15 protein-coding genes and 1 riboswitch are annotated in these 18,861 nt (G+C 42.0%); of the genes, 8 read left to right on the forward strand and 7 right to left on the reverse strand.

The features are described from left to right. Positions 1 to 83: 83 nt before the first annotated feature. Positions 84 to 1,274, reverse strand: coding sequence for an ornithine--oxo-acid transaminase (locus AC3ISE_RS04775; RefSeq protein WP_489223246.1), 1,191 nt, complete (start codon positions 1,272 to 1,274; stop codon positions 84 to 86). A gap of 180 nt (positions 1,275 to 1,454) precedes the next feature. On the opposite strand from AC3ISE_RS04775, the gene AC3ISE_RS04780 reads away from it, so the two are divergent. Next, positions 1,455 to 1,814, forward strand: a complete 360-nt coding sequence (locus AC3ISE_RS04780; RefSeq protein ID WP_489223247.1) for a YisL family protein — start codon at positions 1,455 to 1,457, stop codon at positions 1,812 to 1,814. Between the two features lie 35 nt (positions 1,815 to 1,849). Here AC3ISE_RS04780 and AC3ISE_RS04785 read toward each other — a convergent pair whose 3' ends face one another. After that, positions 1,850 to 2,416, reverse strand: a complete 567-nt coding sequence (locus AC3ISE_RS04785; RefSeq protein ID WP_489223248.1) for a DUF2777 family protein — start codon at positions 2,414 to 2,416, stop codon at positions 1,850 to 1,852. A 457-nt stretch (positions 2,417 to 2,873) separates the two neighbouring features. Here AC3ISE_RS04785 and asnB point away from each other — a divergent pair, with 457 nt between their 5' ends. From asnB to AC3ISE_RS04815, 6 genes are all read left to right on the forward strand, one after another. Continuing rightward, a complete protein-coding gene (asnB, locus tag AC3ISE_RS04790; RefSeq protein WP_489223249.1) occupies positions 2,874 to 4,724 on the forward strand; it encodes an asparagine synthase (glutamine-hydrolyzing) in 1,851 nt (616 codons plus the stop codon). 98 nt (positions 4,725 to 4,822) lie between these two features. Then, complete coding sequence (locus AC3ISE_RS04795) at positions 4,823 to 5,701, forward strand: hypothetical protein (RefSeq protein WP_489223250.1); 879 nt, start codon at positions 4,823 to 4,825, stop codon at positions 5,699 to 5,701. Positions 5,702 to 5,897: 196 nt separating this feature from the next. Continuing rightward, entirely contained in the window at positions 5,898 to 7,421 is a 1,524-nt protein-coding gene (locus tag AC3ISE_RS04800) for a phytoene desaturase family protein (protein WP_489223251.1), read from the forward strand. After that, positions 7,418 to 8,893 carry a phytoene desaturase family protein gene (locus AC3ISE_RS04805; RefSeq protein WP_489223252.1) on the forward strand — a complete coding sequence of 492 codons (1,476 nt, stop codon included), beginning with the start codon at positions 7,418 to 7,420 and terminating at the stop codon, positions 8,891 to 8,893. The genes AC3ISE_RS04800 and AC3ISE_RS04805 overlap by 4 nt, the downstream gene beginning before the upstream one ends. Beyond that, positions 8,886 to 9,719, forward strand: a complete 834-nt coding sequence (locus AC3ISE_RS04810; protein ID WP_489223253.1) for a phytoene/squalene synthase family protein — start codon at positions 8,886 to 8,888, stop codon at positions 9,717 to 9,719. The genes AC3ISE_RS04805 and AC3ISE_RS04810 overlap by 8 nt, the downstream gene beginning before the upstream one ends. A 408-nt stretch (positions 9,720 to 10,127) precedes the next feature. Continuing rightward, positions 10,128 to 10,235: riboswitch (SAM riboswitch) on the forward strand. A 70-nt stretch (positions 10,236 to 10,305) separates the two neighbouring features. Further along, on the forward strand, positions 10,306 to 11,124 hold the full coding sequence (locus AC3ISE_RS04815) for a MetQ/NlpA family ABC transporter substrate-binding protein (RefSeq protein ID WP_489223254.1): 819 nt from the start codon (positions 10,306 to 10,308) through the stop codon (positions 11,122 to 11,124). A 586-nt stretch (positions 11,125 to 11,710) separates the two neighbouring features. Here AC3ISE_RS04815 and AC3ISE_RS04820 read toward each other — a convergent pair. The 5 genes from AC3ISE_RS04820 to AC3ISE_RS04840 all read right to left on the reverse strand — a co-directional run bounded on the left by AC3ISE_RS04820 (position 11,711) and on the right by AC3ISE_RS04840 (position 17,851). Next, the gene (locus AC3ISE_RS04820; protein WP_489223255.1) at positions 11,711 to 13,183 is read right to left on the reverse strand and encodes a phytoene desaturase family protein; all 1,473 of its coding nucleotides are present in this window, start codon (positions 13,181 to 13,183) and stop codon (positions 11,711 to 11,713) included. Between the two features lie 27 nt (positions 13,184 to 13,210). Continuing rightward, on the reverse strand, positions 13,211 to 13,870 hold the full coding sequence (locus AC3ISE_RS04825) for a lysophospholipid acyltransferase family protein (RefSeq protein WP_489223256.1): 660 nt from the start codon (positions 13,868 to 13,870) through the stop codon (positions 13,211 to 13,213). Continuing rightward, a complete protein-coding gene (locus AC3ISE_RS04830) occupies positions 13,854 to 14,624 on the reverse strand; it encodes a carotenoid biosynthesis protein (protein WP_489223257.1) in 771 nt (256 codons plus the stop codon). The genes AC3ISE_RS04825 and AC3ISE_RS04830 overlap by 17 nt, the downstream gene beginning before the upstream one ends. A gap of 317 nt (positions 14,625 to 14,941) precedes the next feature. Continuing rightward, positions 14,942 to 16,231 carry an ammonium transporter gene (locus AC3ISE_RS04835; RefSeq protein ID WP_489223258.1) on the reverse strand — a complete coding sequence of 430 codons (1,290 nt, stop codon included), beginning with the start codon at positions 16,229 to 16,231 and terminating at the stop codon, positions 14,942 to 14,944. Between the two features lie 258 nt (positions 16,232 to 16,489). Continuing rightward, complete coding sequence (locus tag AC3ISE_RS04840; RefSeq protein ID WP_489223259.1) at positions 16,490 to 17,851, reverse strand: MATE family efflux transporter; 1,362 nt, start codon at positions 17,849 to 17,851, stop codon at positions 16,490 to 16,492. A gap of 124 nt (positions 17,852 to 17,975) precedes the next feature. Between AC3ISE_RS04840 and AC3ISE_RS04845 the strand changes: the two genes are divergently transcribed. Next, complete coding sequence (locus AC3ISE_RS04845) at positions 17,976 to 18,839, forward strand: helix-turn-helix transcriptional regulator (protein ID WP_489223260.1); 864 nt, start codon at positions 17,976 to 17,978, stop codon at positions 18,837 to 18,839. The last annotated feature ends 22 nt before the right edge of the window (positions 18,840 to 18,861 follow it).

Raw genomic sequence — 18,861 nt, forward strand, 5'->3', positions numbered from 1 at the left:
TTTTGTAAAATTTTTTCAAGAGTTAAACTGAAAACAAAAAAAGTGTTAATCCGCAAAGGATTAACACTTTTTAAGACTGTATTTTAAGAGAGGACTTTTTTTACTTTCTCAATCGCCCAGTCAAGATCTTCTTTCGAAATGACGAGCGGCGGTGCAAAGCGAATGACGGTTTCATGCGTTTCTTTGCAGAGAAGTCCTTCTTCTTTAAGCTTTTCGCAATACGGGCGGGCTGATTCTGTCAGTTCTAAACCGATAAATAAACCCTTGCCGCGCACTTCTTTAATAATCGGATTGTCGATTTCACGCAGGCGGTCCTGCATGTAGCTTCCAAGCTCCAACGAGCGGTCAGACAGGTTTTCGTCAACAAGCACATCCAAGGCTGCAATGGAAACGGCACATGCAAGCGGGTTTCCGCCGAATGTTGAACCGTGTGAGCCAGGCTCAAATACACCAAGGACATCTTTATCTGCAGCTACACATGAGATTGGGAAAACACCTCCGCCAAGCGCTTTTCCAAGAATGTACATATCCGGTTTGACGTCTTCCCAGTCACAGGCAAACAATTTTCCTGATCGGCCAAGCCCTGCCTGGATTTCGTCTGCCACATAAAGCACATTGTTTTCTTTACAGATGTCATATGCAGCCTTCAGGAATCCATCTTCAGGAATGTGAATGCCCGCTTCACCTTGAATTGGTTCAAAGATGAAAGCGGCTGTATTTGGTGTAATAGCCTGTTTCAGGGCATCTAAATTGCCGAATGGAATCACTTTGATGCCAGGCAGCATAGGTCCGAAACCGCGTTTGTATTCTTCGCTTGAGCTCATTGAGACCGCTGTCATTGTACGGCCGTGGAAATTCTCCTCACACACAATAATTTCTGCTTGATCTGCCGGAACGCCCTTTACATCATAAGCCCAGCGGCGTACGGTTTTAACGGCCGTTTCGACTGCTTCTGCGCCTGTATTCATTGGCAAAACCATTTCTTTTCCTGTAAGATTAGAAACCTTTTCATACCAAGGGCCCAGCTGGTCATTGTGGAAGGCTCTTGATGTTAAAGTGATTTTATCTGCCTGTTCCTTCAGTGCGGCAATGATTTTTGGATGACGGTGACCTTGATTTACAGCAGAATAGGCACTGAGCATATCCATATATTTGTTTCCTTCAGGATCTTCTACCCAAACTCCTTCTGCCTTTGAGATCACGATTGGCAGCGGATGATAATTGTTTGCTCCATATTTTTCAGTCAGGTCGATGATTTGTACTGATTTTGACACAATATCCCCTCCGAGTACGATTAAGTCTGGAAACACATGAATCTGGCATTCCCTCAAGTACTACAATATCCTACCTTTTTTAAGAAAACAATAGGAGAGTCGATGCGCTTACATTTCATTTTTTATAGGCATTCATGATACTATATGGATGGGAAGTTATGAAAAAGAGGAGGATTTACATTGACTACACACTTACATATCACGACTTGGGTTGTCGCACTTATTCTATTTTTTGTCGCGAACTCACTCTTTAAGTCGGGGAAAGAAAAACCATTTAAAATTGTCCACATGACTTTAAGACTTTTCTATTTGCTGATCATCGGTTCAGGACTTCAGCTGCTGTTAAGCCTTGCTTCCATCAGCGGAGAATATATTGGAAAAGCAATTCTTGGCGTCTATGTTATTGCGATGATGGAAATGATTCTTGTGCGCGCTAAAAAGAAAAAGCCGACACGCGTTTTCTGGATTCAGTTTGTCATCGTGCTGATTGTCGTGATTCTGCTTGGCTTACGTTTGCCGATCGGTTTGAAATTCTTTTAATGCAAAGAACCTCTGCAGGAAGCAGAGGTTCTTTTTTAATGCTGCATCTGTGTTACTAGTGCTCTTTTCCCCGTACAGGTTGTAAATTCAAACCGATCTTCGTTCTTGCTGCCTCTTGAAAAATGATGCTGCACTCCGCAAATGGCTTCCTCGTTGTCAAATTGAAAGAAAGAAACCCCTTGTTTACCGTTTTTACCTTCCTGAAAGACCATATGATTATAGCTGTAGATACAATCATGGATGGAGAAAGATAACGCGTTCAGCTTAGCTGTGAATGCAAGAAAAGAATCATCGCTGAATTCCTTGAGCATATATTCTAATGCGAAAGGCACCTTTTTTTGAATGCGCAGCATATCGTTTGTTTTTAATTGATGGATGCCCATCGGTACAGAAAGCTGTCCATCTGTTAAATAGGTGCCCGTATACCAGCAGTCATTCAGCAAAATCTCGATTGTTTCGTCCGGTTTAAATTGCAGGATGGAGACTTCTTCGTTCACATCATCGTAAAATAAGAATTCCTGATCTTCGCCGATTTCAATAGAACCTGTTACGTGTGCCCGTTCCTGCTGTTCGAGCAGGCGGTGTTTCTGTTTAGAAAGCAATGAATGAACCTCCCTTAAATAGACTCGTTATCGTTCGTTTTTTCCATTTAGAGGAAGCTTTATTCATTTTAAAGCAAGGCGGTTTTAATTTATTGCTGTTTTCGCATAGATTGTTGTTTTTGTTGATGAATGTTGTCCATTTCTTTCCGAGGGGAGCGTGGAAGCCTCCTCGGCGAGCCTGCGGGGTCTTCCATTTCGCTCTATTTTCCCTCAGGAGTCAAGTTCCTGCAGCGTATATCCACTTATCGCTTTAAACATCTAGTCTAAAGGCAAAAAAGTTTACGAATAGAGCCTAATTTATTTATCGCAACATTCAGCTAAACTTAACAAAAGCATCCATTACAAAGAAAAACGTGATACGGACAAATCAACACTTCATAAGTTAAGCATAGGATAGGTACATCTTTTAATGTCTGAGTGAAATTCAGGCTGTTTAAATGGGGGAGATGGTAGGCAGATGTGTGGAATAACAGGGTGGGCTCATTATCAGAAAAACCTGCAGCAGCATAAAAATGTCATGACAAATATGGCGGAATGCTTATCAAAAAGAGGACCGGATGATACGAATGTGTGGGGAGAGCAGCACATTCTTTTTGGCCATAAACGTCTTGTAGTTGTTGATCCTGAAGGCGGAAGACAGCCGATGACCCGCAAAAAAGAAGAAAATACATTTACGATTTGCTACAATGGCGAGCTTTATAATACAGAAGATATCCGCGTTGAATTACTGAAGCGGGGGTATACATTTGCAGGCCATTCTGACACTGAAGTCCTTCTCAGCGCGTACATGGAGTGGAAGGAAGAATGTGTGCATCATTTAAATGGTATTTTTGCCTTTGCGGTCTGGGACTCAAATAATGAAAAACTTTTCATTGCCAGAGACAGATTGGGGGTAAAACCGCTTTTTTATTCTGAACAGAATGCATCGATTATCTTTGGCTCAGAACTGAAGGCGATTCTTGCCCATCCTGATCAAAAGGCCGTTCTTGACAGGGAAGGGTTAAGTGAGGTATTTGGACTCGGGCCTTCCAGAACACCTGGAATCGGTGTCTTTAAAGGTGTAAAAGAGCTCCGTCCAGCTCACGCTATGACGTTCTCAAAAGAAGGACTGAAGGTTTGGAGATACTGGAATGTACAAAGCAGAAAGCATCTTGATTCATTTGACGAAACGGTCAGCCGGGTTGGATTTTTAGTCAATGATGCCGTGACACGCCAGCTTGTGTCCGATGTTCCTGTGTGCACATTTCTTTCAGGAGGACTTGATTCAAGTGCGATTACCGCAATTGCTGCAAAAGCGTTTGAAAAAGAAGGCAAGGGTCCTTTGCACACGTTTTCGATAGATTACGAGGATAATGATAAGTTTTTTAAAGCAAATGAATATCAGCCGAACTCAGACGCTCCTTGGATCGATAAAATGACAGAGACTTTTCAAACCGTTCACCACCGGTCAATCATCACACAGCAGCAGCTTGTTGATTACTTAACGGAAGCTGTTGAAGTGAGGGACCTTCCTGGTATGGCGGATATTGATTCTTCTCTTTTATGGTTCTGCAAAGAAATTAAGAAAGATTTTGTTGTAGGCCTCTCAGGAGAATGTGCAGATGAAATATTCGGGGGATATCCGTGGTTCCACCGCCCGCAGGATTTATCCGAAGATGCATTTCCATGGATGAGATCAACGGATGCAAGGATGAATCTGCTTCGGACAGATTGGCAAAGCAAACTGAACTTAAAAGAATACGTAAAAACAAGATGTCAGGAAACATTGAAGGAGACACCTCTTCTTGATGGAGAGTCTGAAACAGAATCTAAGCGCAGACAGCTGTTTTATCTCAATATTCTTTGGTTTATGACGACCTTGCTCGACCGGAAAGACCGCATGAGCATGGGAGCAAGTCTCGAGGTCCGCGTTCCGTTTGCTGATCATCGTCTTGTTGAATATGTGTGGAACATTCCGTGGGATATGAAAATGCATGGAGACAGGGAAAAAGGCATTCTCCGCAAAGCATTAGAAGGCGTGCTTCCAGATGAAGTGCTTTACCGCAAAAAAAGCCCGTATCCCAAAACACATAATCCTCATTACACAAAAGCTGTTAAAACGTGGCTTCAGTCGTTAACTCAAAATAAGGACTCAGCCCTTCACGTCTTCTTTGATAAAAAAGCGCTGAACGATATTATTGAATCAGAAGGCAATGCATTCCAAGTACCATGGTACGGACAGCTGATGACAGGTCCGCAGCTGCTCGCCCATCTGGCACAAATTCACGTATGGTTTGAAAAGTACAGAATTGATATTTATGAATCTTAAAAGCCGGCTATGCCGGTTTTTTTGCATAGAAAAACGCCGTCAAATTGTCTCCTTTTGATCTTCCTATTTATGTTAAAATTGGATTTGAGGTGACAGGTGTGATTTATAAAAAAATTGGAATTGCTGCAGCGGCATCCATTGGTGTCAATTTTCTTATCTATTTAACTGCGCTTATCACAGGGTTTATAACAGGAGATTTCACCTCTGGACCAAGTCTGGAGGACATTGCTTTCTTACTGTTTTATATTAGTTCATTTATCTTCGCTATTGGTACTCCTGTCAGTATTCTTGCCTATTACATTGTCCGAAATAAGGGCGAAAGCAGAAGAGCATTGAATTTTTCCATTCATATGCTGTCATCATCAGCTGCAGGCCTGATATTTTTTCGCGAAATATATCCGCTGGTTATGATAACTGTTCTCTCGGGCTTTCTGTTTTTTCTTGGGGATGAATGTTTTTTGTACAGGAAGGGTCTGAAAAGGGGAAGGTTCAGAGTCTGGGAGGCCGCAGCTGCTGCAGGTATTATTGCCTGTGCGGCAGCTCCGATTTATCTCATTTCCGCTAATGACAGCCCGGAGGCGGTGGAAACAGTCGATCTCAGTAAGCCGCCGGTAATTTCGGTTGAATGGAATGAGACAACACTTAGCCGCATTAAACCTGAATACTGCGAATTTAAAAGAAAAGACTGTACCAAAGATAAAGAGCCATATTACATAAACGACTTAAAAGGTGAGACTATCGACATTTATTACGCAAACACGTTCAGGCTGAGTGCGTCTAACAGAATAGAAGATCCTGAATATGAAATTTATTATCTTGACGGAGAACAGGTCAAACAGCTTGAATCTGTCAACGGGACATTTGTCATTCCGGATGGCCTTAAAGATCAGGTGATCAAAGGGAATGCAATCTGGGAAAACGAAATTTTGCAGTTTGAGGCTGCAGTCAAAATGATTGACGCAAGTCCGGCGAATTGAGCCGGTCTTTTTTTTATGGCTTCAGGATGTTTCGTCTTTCGCCATATTTTAAAATCAATTGATCTGAAAAGCTATTGAGTTCGTTTTCTTTTGGGAAAGATATTTACTACTTAGAACACCATATTAATTGTGTTTTAATAAATCGAGTTGTATAATGTTTGTATAAGTATTGTATAGTATTTAGGAGGAGTAAAACATGGCTAAAAAAATCATAGTCATCGGTGCAGGACCTGGCGGCTTGGCAGCTGCCATGAACTTGGCCAGTCAGGGGTACCAAGTAGACGTTTATGAAAAACAGCCATATGTGGGAGGACGCAACGCCTCTATTGAAATGGACGGATTCACATTTGATATGGGGCCAACCTTTCTGAGCATGATTCATATTGCCGAAGAGATTTTTGCGTCAGCAGGCAGAAACCTTCATGATTATATGGACATGATTGAACTAGAAGAAATGTACGAATTGATCTTTGACGATCGATCTTTAAAAATGACGGGAAATTCAGATGAAATGGTCAAGAGATTAGAAGAGTTTTCACCAGGAGACGGGAAGGGCTACTTCAAATTCATGAATGATACACGGAAAAAAATGGCTGCCCTGACACCGATTCTTCAAAGCAAGATGGACCGTTTTCACCACTATATGAGCTGGAAGGTCATTAAGGCGCTTCCACAGCTTACGGTTACGAAATCTTTATACGATGTACTCTCCAATTATTTTCAGGATGAAAGAGTCAAATACGCGTTTACCTTTCAGTCGAAGTACCTTGGCATGTCGCCGTGGGACTGCCCGGGAGCCTTTTCAATTCTATCCTTCATGGAGCATGAATACGGAATATTCCATCCAAGAGGCGGAGTCAATCAGCTGTCAAAAGCGATGGGAAAGGTGCTTGAAGAATACGGCGGGAGGCTTCATCTCGGCAAAGGAGTCAAAAAACTATGGGTCGAGAAAAAGGATGTAAAAGGAATAATTTTAGAGGACGGAACGAAAGTCCATGCAGACGAAGTCGTCATTAATGGTGATTTTGCCCACGTAATGTCAAATTTAGTGGACCCAGGCATTTTGAGGAAATTCTCCAAAGAGAAACTGGAAAAGAAAAAATATTCCTGCTCGACTTTCATGATCTATCTTGGACTTGATAAGAAATATGATCTTCCTCACCATTCCATTATTTTTTCAGAAGACTATAAGAATAATGTGGAAGAAATTACAAAAACGCTGAAGATGTCAGGGGATCCTTCCATCTACATTCAAAATGCCAGCGTGACAGATGACACACTCGCACCTGAAGGCAAGTCTGCCCTTTACATACTTGCCCCGGTTCCTAATAATTTCAGCGGAATTGACTGGGAAAAACATCAGAATTCGTTCAGAGATTTGGTGTTTGAAACGATTGAGAAAAAGACGCAATTTAAAAACTTGAGAGCTCATATTGAAACGGAAAAAATCATAACTCCGAAAAATTGGGAGGAAGACATTCTCGTATACAAAGGTGCAACGTTTAATTTAGGACATCAGCTGACGCAAATGATGGTTCTCAGACCGCACAACAAGTTTGAAGAGCTGAATCATTGCTGGCTGGTGGGGGGAGGGACGCATCCCGGCAGCGGGCTTCCCACCATATTGGAATCAGCACGGATCACAACCAATGCCCTCATGAAGGAAACAAGTCATCCTGTACCTTTAAAATCTGAAAAGAAATTGGGGAATGCACTATGAAAATAGCGATTGCGGGCGGCGGGATCGGCGGTCTGATATCAGCGCTGATGCTCAGGAAACACGGATATGATGTCACAATCTTTGAAAAAAGGAACAAGCTTGGCGGCAGGTTGGCTTTTGTAGAGGAACAAGGATACAGGATTGATGAAGGACCGACGATTGTCCTTTTGCCTGAAATGCTGACAGAGATTCTGCAAGAGGCAGGGGTATCAAGTGATCAGTACGAATTAATCAATATTAACCCATTGTATAAACTGCAGTTTAAAGATGGTGTGTCTTATACAAAATATAATTCTATAGAACGCCAGCTCCAGGAAATAAGCGAAAATTTTCCCGGAAATGAAGACGGGTTCCGAACGTTTATGAAAGATATGGAGATTCGGTTTCAGCTTGGAAAGTCAAAATTTCTTGAGAAGTCATTTCACGACAAGCGCACGTTCTGGACGCGGCATAACCTGCAGACACTTATGCAGCTGAAGGCTTATAAATCTGTGAATAACTCACTCAAAGCTTATTTTCAGGATGAAAAGATCAGGCAGGCATACTCTCTGCAGACGCTGTATATAGGCGGCAATCCTCTTGATTCTCCCGCTCTGTACTCACTCATCTCATTCAGCGAGCATCAGCATGGAATCTATTATTTAAAAGGCGGTTATGCAAGTCTTGTCACCGTTTTAGAAAAAGAACTTTTAAAACATGGTGTAGAAGTTGTAAAGAACGCGAATGTTGAAAGAGTTTTATCAGACGGCGAAAAAGCAGAGGGACTGATTGTTAACGGCAATGTGATAAAAGCAGATTCCTTTGTTTTAAATGGAGATTTTCCAGGAGCATCCAAGCTGATTTCACAAGAATCGATGCCGCCCCGAACCTATACGCCGTCATCAAGCTGCGTCATGCTTTATTTCGGCTTAAACAAAGTATACAAGGATGCACTTGTTCATCAATTTTTTATGGGTTCAGATTTTAATCAGCATATGAAAGAAATTTTTGTTACTAAAGAAGTTCCTACAGATCCGTCCTTTTATGCTTTTCATCCTTCTGTAATCGATTCTTCGCTTGCGCCTGAGGAGCATGGGGTGCTCTATGCATTAATTCCTGTGCCTTCCGGAAGCAGAATCAATTGGAAGGAGCAAAATGGCTTTATCGAGAAAATGATCGATCAGCTTGAGGAGCGGGGATTCCCTGGACTCAGAGAATCCATTCAGTGGATGAAGGTCCGTACACCTGAAGATAAAGAGATGGAAGGTCTTTTTCAGGGAGGCAGCTTCGGCATTGCGCCTTCCTTATTCCAATCAGGCGTCTTCAGACCTCAGGTAAAGCCTTCGAAGCTGTCAAATGTATATGCAGCGGGAGCATCCATTCATCCGGGAGGCGGGATACCGATTGTGATGCAGGGTGCGAAATTGATGGTATCAGCCATCTTGTCAGATCATAAGAACAAAGAGAGTGAAGGAGTGAGTTTGAGTGGTTGATTTAAACCTTGCCTATAAACAATGTGAAGAAGTCATTCAGCATCATTCTAAAACTTTCTATAAAGCTTTTTCTCTCCTTCCTTCTAAAAAGAGGAAAGCTGTCTGGGCAGTATACGCTTTTTGCAGAATCGTAGATGATATCGTTGACGAAGGGGAGAATCCGAAAGAAGAGCTCAGACAATTTCAGACGGAGTTTGAGGACTTTCTAAAAGGCAGTTTTTCTCATGAAAACTTTATGTGGGTTGCCCTTCACGACACCTTCCGGCAGTATGAAATGGATGTTCCGGCCTTTTGGGATATGATAAAAGGACAGGGTATGGATCTTGTGAAAATCCGCTATGAGACTATGGAGGAAGTGCTGAATTATTCCTATCATGTTGCAAGTACAGTCGGTCTGATGCTTCTGCCCATTCTGGCACCTAAAAAGAAGACGGTTCTTAGAGAGGGAGCCATTGCACTTGGACTTGGGATGCAGCTGACAAATATTTTGCGTGATATCGGTGAGGATCTCGAACGTGACCGGATTTATGTCCCTAAAGACATTATGCGAAAACATCAGCTGACAGAGCGGGATCTTCAGCAGCAGAACGTTACTCCAGAATTCATCAGAGTATGGGAGCATCTTGCCGCTGAAGCGGAGAAACAGTATGACACGGCGATGCTGACGATGAATGAGTATCCTCTTCATGCCCGAGCACCTGTAAAAGCTGCCGGACACTTTTACAGAGCTATACTCAATAAAATCCGTTTGAATGACTACGATGTGTTCGGTGAGCGGAACTTTGTTTCGAATGAAGAAAAACATGCTATACTGTCGCAGATCTGATTCTGAATTGGCTCTGCGGCAGCCAGAATTTATGAGGCTGGTGAGGTTTACGCGGGCAGCAGTATAAACTTGGTCGGGTATAAAAGGTAAAGTGCAGTAAAAGCTGTTTAGCAGCACAAACTTGGTCAGGTATAAAGTGTAAAGTGCAGTAAAAGCAGTTTAGCAGCATAAACTTGGTCAGGTATAAAGGATAAAGTGTAGTAAAAGCAGTTTAGCAGCATTAACTTGGTCAAGTAGCAAAGGTAAAGTGCAGTAAAAGCAGCTGACCTGACCTGATAGCTGAACCACCGTCTTCATCGGGACGGTGCTTTTTGTCGGTTTTTAATCTCACTATTTTGATTATTCTAAAATAGTGATTGACAGATTGGAATATACAGGATAAAATTACGTTATTCAAATTTAATAGCTTGCTTATCAAGAGAGACTGAGGGAACAGGCCCTGCGAAGTCCGGCAACCTCCTTAAATGGAACGGTGCTAAATCCTGCAGAATGATTGTTCATTCTGGAAGATAAGTCGTCATACATACGATTCCTCTTTCTGAATGAAAGGGGAATTTTTTTGTGTGGAAAAATAGGAGGAGAAAGAATGAAAAAATTAGTTTTAGCTCTTATTGTACTTGTTATGGGAGTCTTATCTGCTTGCGGTGCAGAAGGAGCAGATGGAGAAAAGAAGAGTATTAAGATTGGAGCTTCAGCAGGTCCTTACACAGATATGGTTGAGCTGGCTATAAAACCGGGACTTGAGGAAAAAGGCTACGAAGTTGAGGTTGTTCAATTCAATGATTACATTCAGCCAAATCAGGCGCTCGGCAATGATGAGCTTGATGCTAATCTGTTTCAGCATAAAATCTATATGGAAACCTTCGCAAAACAAAGCAAATTGGATTTATCCGAAGTGATTACTGTGCCTACTGCACCTATGGGAATTTATTCTGACAAAATCAAATCCCTCAGTGAAGTGAAGGAGGGCGCGACTGTGGCGATTCCAAATGATCCAACCAACGCAGCGCGCGCTCTCCAGATTTTGAAAGATGGAGGATTAGTCGAGCTGAATGAAGATGTGAGTCCGATCCAAGTATCTGAAAAAGATGTGATCAAAAATCCTAAAAAACTAACATTCGTTCCTGTAGAAGCTGCCCAATTGCCAAGAGCAGTGGAGGATACAGATTTGTCTGCAGTACCGGGGAATTTTGCTTTAGCTGCGAAAATGAATCTTGCAGACGCAGTTAAGCTTGAGGATATGAATGATGTGCACCGCAATCGTGTCGTGATGAATACGAAAGATGCAGATTCAGAGATTGCTGAAGATATTAAGGAAGTTGTTCAATCTGAAGGGTTTGAAAAAGCGATTGATAAAGATTTTGCAGGTTTTGGAAAGCCTGAATGGATGGAACAGAAGCAATAGAGAGAAAGGAGCTACCCGCAGTACTACCACTTTTGACGATACAAAGCTAAAAAGTGGCATCATTCCCAGAAGTGCCGCCATTTTTAACGATTCAAAGCTTAAAAAGTGGCGTCATTCCCAGTAGTGCTGCCATTTTTATCGATACAAAGCTTAACAAGTGGCATCATTCCCAGTAGTGCTGCCGTTTTTATCGATACAAAGCTTAAAAAGTGGCGTCATTCCCAGTAGTGCTGCCATTTTTAACGATTCAAAGCTTAAAAAGTGGCGTCATTCCCAGTAGTGCCGCCATTTTTAACGATTCAAAGCTTAAAAAGTGGCCTCATTCCCAGTAGCGCTGCCATTTTTAACGATTCAAGGCTTAAAAAGTGGCGTCATTCCCAGTAGTGCTGCCATTTTTATCGATACAAAGCTTAAAAAATGGCATCATTCCGAGTAGTGCTGCCATTTTTAACGATTCAAAGCTTAAAAAGTGGCGTCATTCTCTTTAATACTGAAACTTTTGATGGGGCAATGTCCCAAAAGAAGGGGCTGTCCAATAAGTCAGTAAAAAATGACTTTTTGGACAGCCCCTCTTTCATGAAGCCGTTCAATATCTTTTTGCTAAAGCCTCTCCTACATGGATGCCGCTTAACGTAACCATTGGCGAACCTCCGCCTGGATGCGTGCTTCCGCCGACGAAGGAGAGATTTTTAATATCCTTTGCAAAGTTGCTTGGACGGAGAAAAGCATCTATTTTTCTGTTGGCGGATATGCCATATAATGCCCCGCGGTAGGCCCCAAACGTTTTTGATATCTCAAGCGGAGTGATGATGCGCTCACAGGCAAGATGGCCGCGAATTTGCACGCCTTTTTTTTCTAATAAATCGTAAATCCGTTCTTTATACTCTTCTTCGTTAATAACGAGCGTGCCTTCTTTAGTCAGCGCAGGAGCATTGACAAGGATAAACAGGTTGTCTCCATGCGGGGAAACAGTCCGGTCACTATAGGAAGAATTACTAATATAGATGGTAGGAGTTTCGCTGTATTGATGATCTGAAAACAATTCACGGAACTCTGTTTCATAGTCTTCTGAAAAAAAGACATTATGGTGGAGCAATTGCGGATTGCGAATCGTTAATCCTGCCAGTATGACGAATGCTGAGATGGACGGCTGGTAACGGTCGCGTTTAGCTGTGGTGAATTTTGGCCGATCCTGTTCGCGGACGAGGTTTGGATAAGCTTCAAGCAAGTCGGCATTCATAACAAATTCATCTGCCTCAAATTGCTGTCCGTCTGAAAGCAGTACAGACCTCGCGCGCTTTTTTTCAACAGTTATTTTGACAGCTTCACTGCCAAAATGAAACTGAACCCCCAGCTTTTCTGCTATTTCCAGGTAAGCTTCAGCAATTTTCACATTGCCTCCTTTAACATAATAAACGCCCTGTACAAGCTCCAAATAGGCAATCATAGCGAATGTGGCAGGTGAAATATAGGGTGAGGAGCCAATGTAAGTCGCATAACGGTCAAATGCTTTTATAATGTCAGGATTCTTAAAATAGCGGCTGAAAAAATGGTGCATGGATTCAAGCGGTCTTACCTTGAGAAGAGCAGTTCCAAGAGAAGGAGACAAATAGTCTGTAAAGGATTCGAACAGCTTAGGAAAAAAATAGGTTTCTGACAATTTGTAGAGTCTTGTAATCTCTTCTAAAAACGAATCATAGCGTTCTGAAGCAAATGGATCTGCCGTTTCAAGCTGGTTTTTCATGGCTCCCGCCCGGCTTGTAAAATCAAATACGGCACCGTTTTCGAACAGATTCCTTGTATGAACATCAAGTTTTTTCATTTCAATATAGTCCTGCATCTTTTCGCCGGCAATTGAAAAAACACGCTCAAACACTTGCGGCATTGTAATCGTATTTGGGCCGAAATCAAAATGATAGTCGCCCAGATCTACCGGCATCAATTTTCCGCCGGCGTGACTGTTTTTCTCAAATACATCCACCGTGAACCCTCGGCTTGCAAGTGTGATTGCAGCAGATAATCCGCCTAATCCGGCTCCTATAACAACCGCTTTTTTCATTCGTAACGTCCTTTCTTACACTGAAAGCTATAAAATATTAACGAAGTTCTTTGTATCTTGATCCATGACCTGCTGTTTTAAAACATCCAGTTCTTTTGTAAAGAAGCATTCGAAATGTTCATTTTTTTCCTTGCGTGTGTTTCCTTCAAGCTGATCATAAAAGAGAGGAGGTAAGATCCGGACGAAAATATCCTGTTTTTTTTGATTGCCGAAAGAGTAGTAAAACAGCATAGGCAAGATGGGGACCTTTTTATTTTTCTCAAGCAGGGAAATCGCGCCAGGCAAAAATCCAAGCGGCCTTTTCTCAAGGTGCAATTCATCGCCCTGCGGAAACAGACAGACAGACTTGTTTTCACCGAGCTTGGTTTTTGCATACTGAAGAGAAAGCACAATGTCTTTAGGTTTATCGCGGTTTACTGAGAAAGCACCCAATTTTTTAAAGAATGGGAACAGGATGAGTCCCTTTTCATGCATCATAATATAAATGTCGTGTTTAAGCTTAGCTTGATTGCAATGGAAAAGCAGCAATCCGTCCCACCATGTGCTGTGGTTCATGCAAATGACGGCCTGTTCCGGAATATTTGCGCAGCTGTCCGTATAGATGCCATTAAAATGCCGTTTAAACAGCATACGATTATAGATGAAAAAGAGTTTTTCAAAATATGGTTTTTTAGCGGCTTCGATCATGTGTAAACCTCTTCAGTGAAAGATAATAGCCTGCCAAAGCAATGGCTGTAAGCAAAGATGTCATAATGACGGCAAGCCAAAGCTGATTAATCAGCGCAAGCAGGATAAACATAGCCTGAATCAATCCGAAAACAAGGATCATTCTGCTGTGCCAAAGATTATAGGTTGAAATTTCTTTATGTACGATAAAGTAGATGGCAAAGTGAAGAATGAATGCCACGATAAACCAGCCTGCAAAATTTGAAAATGGAATATTGTAATAGAAGCTTTCGGCATGCCAGACCCAATATTCTTTCACTTCATAAGCGACTGGATCAATGATTAAATCCATTAGGACTGCAAGAAATGAGCCGGTCAGCACGTATAGGATGACATTTTGATTGTAAGCAATGACTTTTGCCAGCGCATGCGAAGAAGCAATAACCATCAGCCATGCAAATCCGATCGCAATTGGTACGCCAATCAGCTTCGGACCAAAATCCTGAGTATAATAGTAATCTCCAAAAAGAATTCCGTATTCTACCCCAAGATGTTCAGCAAAAATGGAAAAAAACACGATTAGTGACGATATGGCGAGTCCTTTCGTCCGGCCGTAGGAGCGGATAAAATAAATGCCGCCGATGATCCCCGCTGCAATCAAAAAGACGACATTGGCCCATTCAAGGGCAGGAGGAAGAATATCAAAGCTAAGCAAAATAACCCCGCATGCATACCAAAATAGAAAAAAATAATAGATGGATTGATCGAGTTTCATTTTTCGCACCTCTCTCTACCTTGATTATAGGAGACAGGGGTGTGATTCACAAGAATACATGCGCTGTCTATTAATTTAAACAATAAGAAACAGGCAATAAAGTCACAACCGGACTTTATTGCCTGCTTCCATTTAGACTGTTCTCTCAAAACGAACCATCTGATTTACCTATTAGGCTGTAGTTTTCTTATAAAGAGAATATTGTAAGTTTTGCGCTTCGATGTCTAGCTCCATCGCCCAACTCCTCGGCCAGAACGGATCAGCCAATAAAGGCAAAAAGCGCCTTTACTGGCGGATCCTTATCTGTCTGTCGGAGCTTAACGGGCGCTTGCGCTTTTCTTATATGAACTGCTTTCTTGTGCAGCTGCGAATGATTCAGGATAGCCGTAGCTTCCGTGCTCACTCATATCCAGTCCGATCATTTCTTCTTCTTCCGTTACACGGATTGTGCCCATCACTTGCTTCATTACTTTCAAGATAATGTAGGAGATGACAAACGCGTAAGCAGCGCATGATAGGATGCCAATTGCTTGAACCCCAAGCTGAGTTAAGCCTCCGCCGTAGAATAATCCGGCTAAACCGCCGTTTCGTTCTGCAAGCTCTGGAGTTGCGAAGAATCCGGTTGATAATGTTCCCCAGACTCCAGCAGCACCATGAACAGACAGGGCAAAAATCGGATCATCAATTTTGGCTTTATCAAATAGTTTCATGCTGAAGTAGACAATGATTCCTCCGACTAATCCAATAACAACTGCTGCCCACGGAGCAACAAACGCACAAGACGCTGTAATGGCTACAAGACCTGCAAGTGCACCATTCAAGGTTGTTGGGATATCTGCTTTTCCTGTCATCATGCGAACCACAATCATTGCAGAAACTGCACCTGCAGCAGCCGCAAGCTGAGTGTTTAAAGCTACATACCCAAAGAACCCGTCTGACACGCCGAATGTGCTTCCTGCATTAAAACCAAACCATCCAACCCAGAGAATGAGCACGCCTAATGCTGTAAACACTTGGTTGTGACCGGATAATTGATTCATGGTTCCGTCTTTCCCGTATTTTCCGAGCCTTGGTTTTAAGACAATCGTTGCTGCAAGAGCTGCCATAGCGCCAGTTAAATGAACAACAGTCGAGCCTGCAAAGTCCTGCTTGCCCAAATCCTTCAGCCAGCCGGCTCCCCAGATCCAGTGTGCGACAACAGGATAAACAAGAGCTGAAAATAAAACGGCAAAGATGACGTAGGCAGACAATTTAGCACGTTCTGCAAAGCCACCAAAGGCAATGGTCAATGCAATGGCTGCAAATGCCAGCTGGAAAAAGAAATCAACGGATGTCGTTAATCCGCCGTCAGCGGGTGATGCGTCACCATAAAAGAAATTTGAGAGGCCGATAAATTTATTTCCATCTCCATAAATAAATCCATAGCCCACAGCCCAGAAGACAAGAGAAGCAATTCCGATTGTAAAGATTGTCTTGCCGGCGATGTGTCCTGCATTTTTCATTCGGGTAGAACCGGCTTCAAGTAGTATAAAGCCTCCTTGCATAAGCAATACCAGTATACCTGCAATAATGACCCACAAATTGTCCATTAACACTACAGCATCCATAAAAACACGCTCCTTCTTTTTAGTTGGCGAATAAGCAATAAATAAGACCAAAGACAGAGAGAAGATCTAAAAACGATGTTAGGTAATATAACACTTGTTGTTATGTTTATTATCATATGGCATGAATATGCAGAAATCAAGTATTTTTCTGAAAATTTAAATAAAAATTTAAGGACTAATTGACTACAAATAAATGAAGCGCTTTCTTATTTGTGTTAATTTATCTTACATAAAAAAACCTGACTGTATAAGCCAGGTTTATGAAACAGCATTTGATTGTAAAATAAATCCTTTGTTCACCCACACTTTTGACTTCCAGCGGATCAGCATCAGCACTCCCCTGAGCCACTCATCTGCGATAAAAGCGATCCAAATTCCTGCAAGACCAAGTTCAAAGTGGATGCCTAATAGATAAGCGAGCGGGACGCTGATGCCCCACATGGATAAAATACCCATATAGACTGGGAACTTAACATCTCCGGCTGCTCTCAGAGCGCTTATGATAATCAGGTTAAAAGCTCTGCCGGGTTCAAGAATAATCGTCAGCAGCATCAGGGATGCACCGATTTGCAGAATTTCCTGATTGTCTGTGAAAATGCCAAACAAGCTATCTGTGAAAATGCTGAATATGATTGCGATAACAGCTGACATTCCAATTCCCCAGTATAAAGATTTCATGCAGCGTTCATAGGCTTTGCTGTATTCTCTTGCACCTGCCATTTGTCCGACAAGGATTTGATTTCCCTGGCTGATGGCTAAACTGAAGAGGAAGATGAACATCATCAAGTTTTGAGCGTACACTTTTGTTGTCAGTGCTTCTGCGCCAAGCATTGTAATGAAGACTGTGATGACGATTTGAGATCCATTGTAGGATAAATGTTCTCCAGCTGAGGGAACACCGATTTTCAGCAGGTTTTTAAGATGTGCAGCCGGCAGTTTAAATACATCCTGCAATTTTGTTTCAAAAGAAATCCTTTTTATGAGCAAATATGAAATGGCGATCAGTCCGATGAACCTGGATGTAACAGTAGAGATGGCAACACCTTCGACGCCCAGTACCGGCAATCCGAATGGACCAAAGATAAAAATGTAGTTGCCTATGACATTCAGTATATTCATCCCAATCGTGATGTACATCGTATCTTTTGTGAAGCCGTAGCTTTTTAAGATCGCTCCGATTGTCATGATCAAAGCTTGGATAAAACATAATCCGCCTACTAAACGAAGGTAAAAATCCGCTTCCGGAAGGAGTGAGGCTGGAAGGTTCATCATATTCAGCATGGCTTCGCTGAACACAATGACAAGCAAGCCGATGACAATCCCGAGGATCAGATTGGCTGCAATGGATACTTGAGAAATCTCAAGCGCGCTCTTGCGGTTGCCTGCCCCGACATTTTGTGTGATCAGCACAATTGTTCCGGTTGCAATAAAGCCGAACATCACAATCAGCACATTCAATATCTGATTGGCAACGCCTACTGCTGCTACAGATTCATCGGAATATTGGCTGAGCATAAGGGTATCGGCATTTCCCATCAGCATATGTAAAAATAATTCTATGAAAATCGGCCATGTAAGAGCAAATAATGTCAATTTTCGATCTTTTAATTTTTGAGTCAAACCGGACATTCCCTTCTGTAAAACACATATAAAATCATTACTAGTTTACAGAGGATCTTATATAATAAAAAGAGATGATTACGATCATTTTTGTAAATATACGACCTGAAAAAAGGAGGACAGTATGACTTACATCGGTTTTGATATTCCTCCATTTCCTGTTTTTATTAAAGGAGGGGATGCCATTTTTAAAAAAGGAACCAAACATTTCAAACGGGTTTTCACTGTGTTTGACCTTATCTATGTTCAGTCAGGAGAGCTTTATATGACTGAGCATGAACGTTCATTTACGATTAGAGAGGGACAATATCTGATTTTAATCCCTGGTTTTGAGCATTATGGCCATAAAAGCTGCGGGAAAGATACAAGGGTTTTCTGGACTCATTTTAAAATGGCAGGAGCTTTTTCCCTTCATGATCAAGGAAACGAAAACTGGTCCGAGGTGCAGACTGTTGATGGAGATTTCGTAGAGCCGTCCAGATTCCATTTTAAAATTCCTGCTTTTGGGGAATGCATACATAAGGATTTTGTCGAAAAGATCTTTGATAATCTGGTCAGTATGAATCACCAGACTCCTGATTATCCGTTAAGACAGCAGATTTACTTTGAAGAATTGATTCTTCATTTGCAAAAAGAGTCGCTGCAGATTCCAAGCGCTGCAGAAAAGGTAGTGGAAGAAACACTCAGGTTTTTAAGAAAGCATTACAAAGAAGAAATAAAAATGGAGGACTTCGCGAGAGAACTGCACTTTCACCCCGATTACATTACCAGGTGCATGCAGAAAACGATGGGAGTGACACCTGTTCAGTACTTAAATCAATACCGGATGGAGCAGGCTAAGCGGCTGCTCTCTACGGCTGACCACAAAATTTCATCCATTGCAAAAGAAGTCGGAATTTTTGATGCTGCTTACTTTACAAAAGTTTTTAAACGTTTGGAGGGGGTATCGCCGCTTGAGTATCGAAAGATAGTATCAAGAAAGAAATAAAGAGTGGATTAGAATAGCGGGT

Source organism: Metabacillus sp. KH_069 (assembly GCF_057838075.1).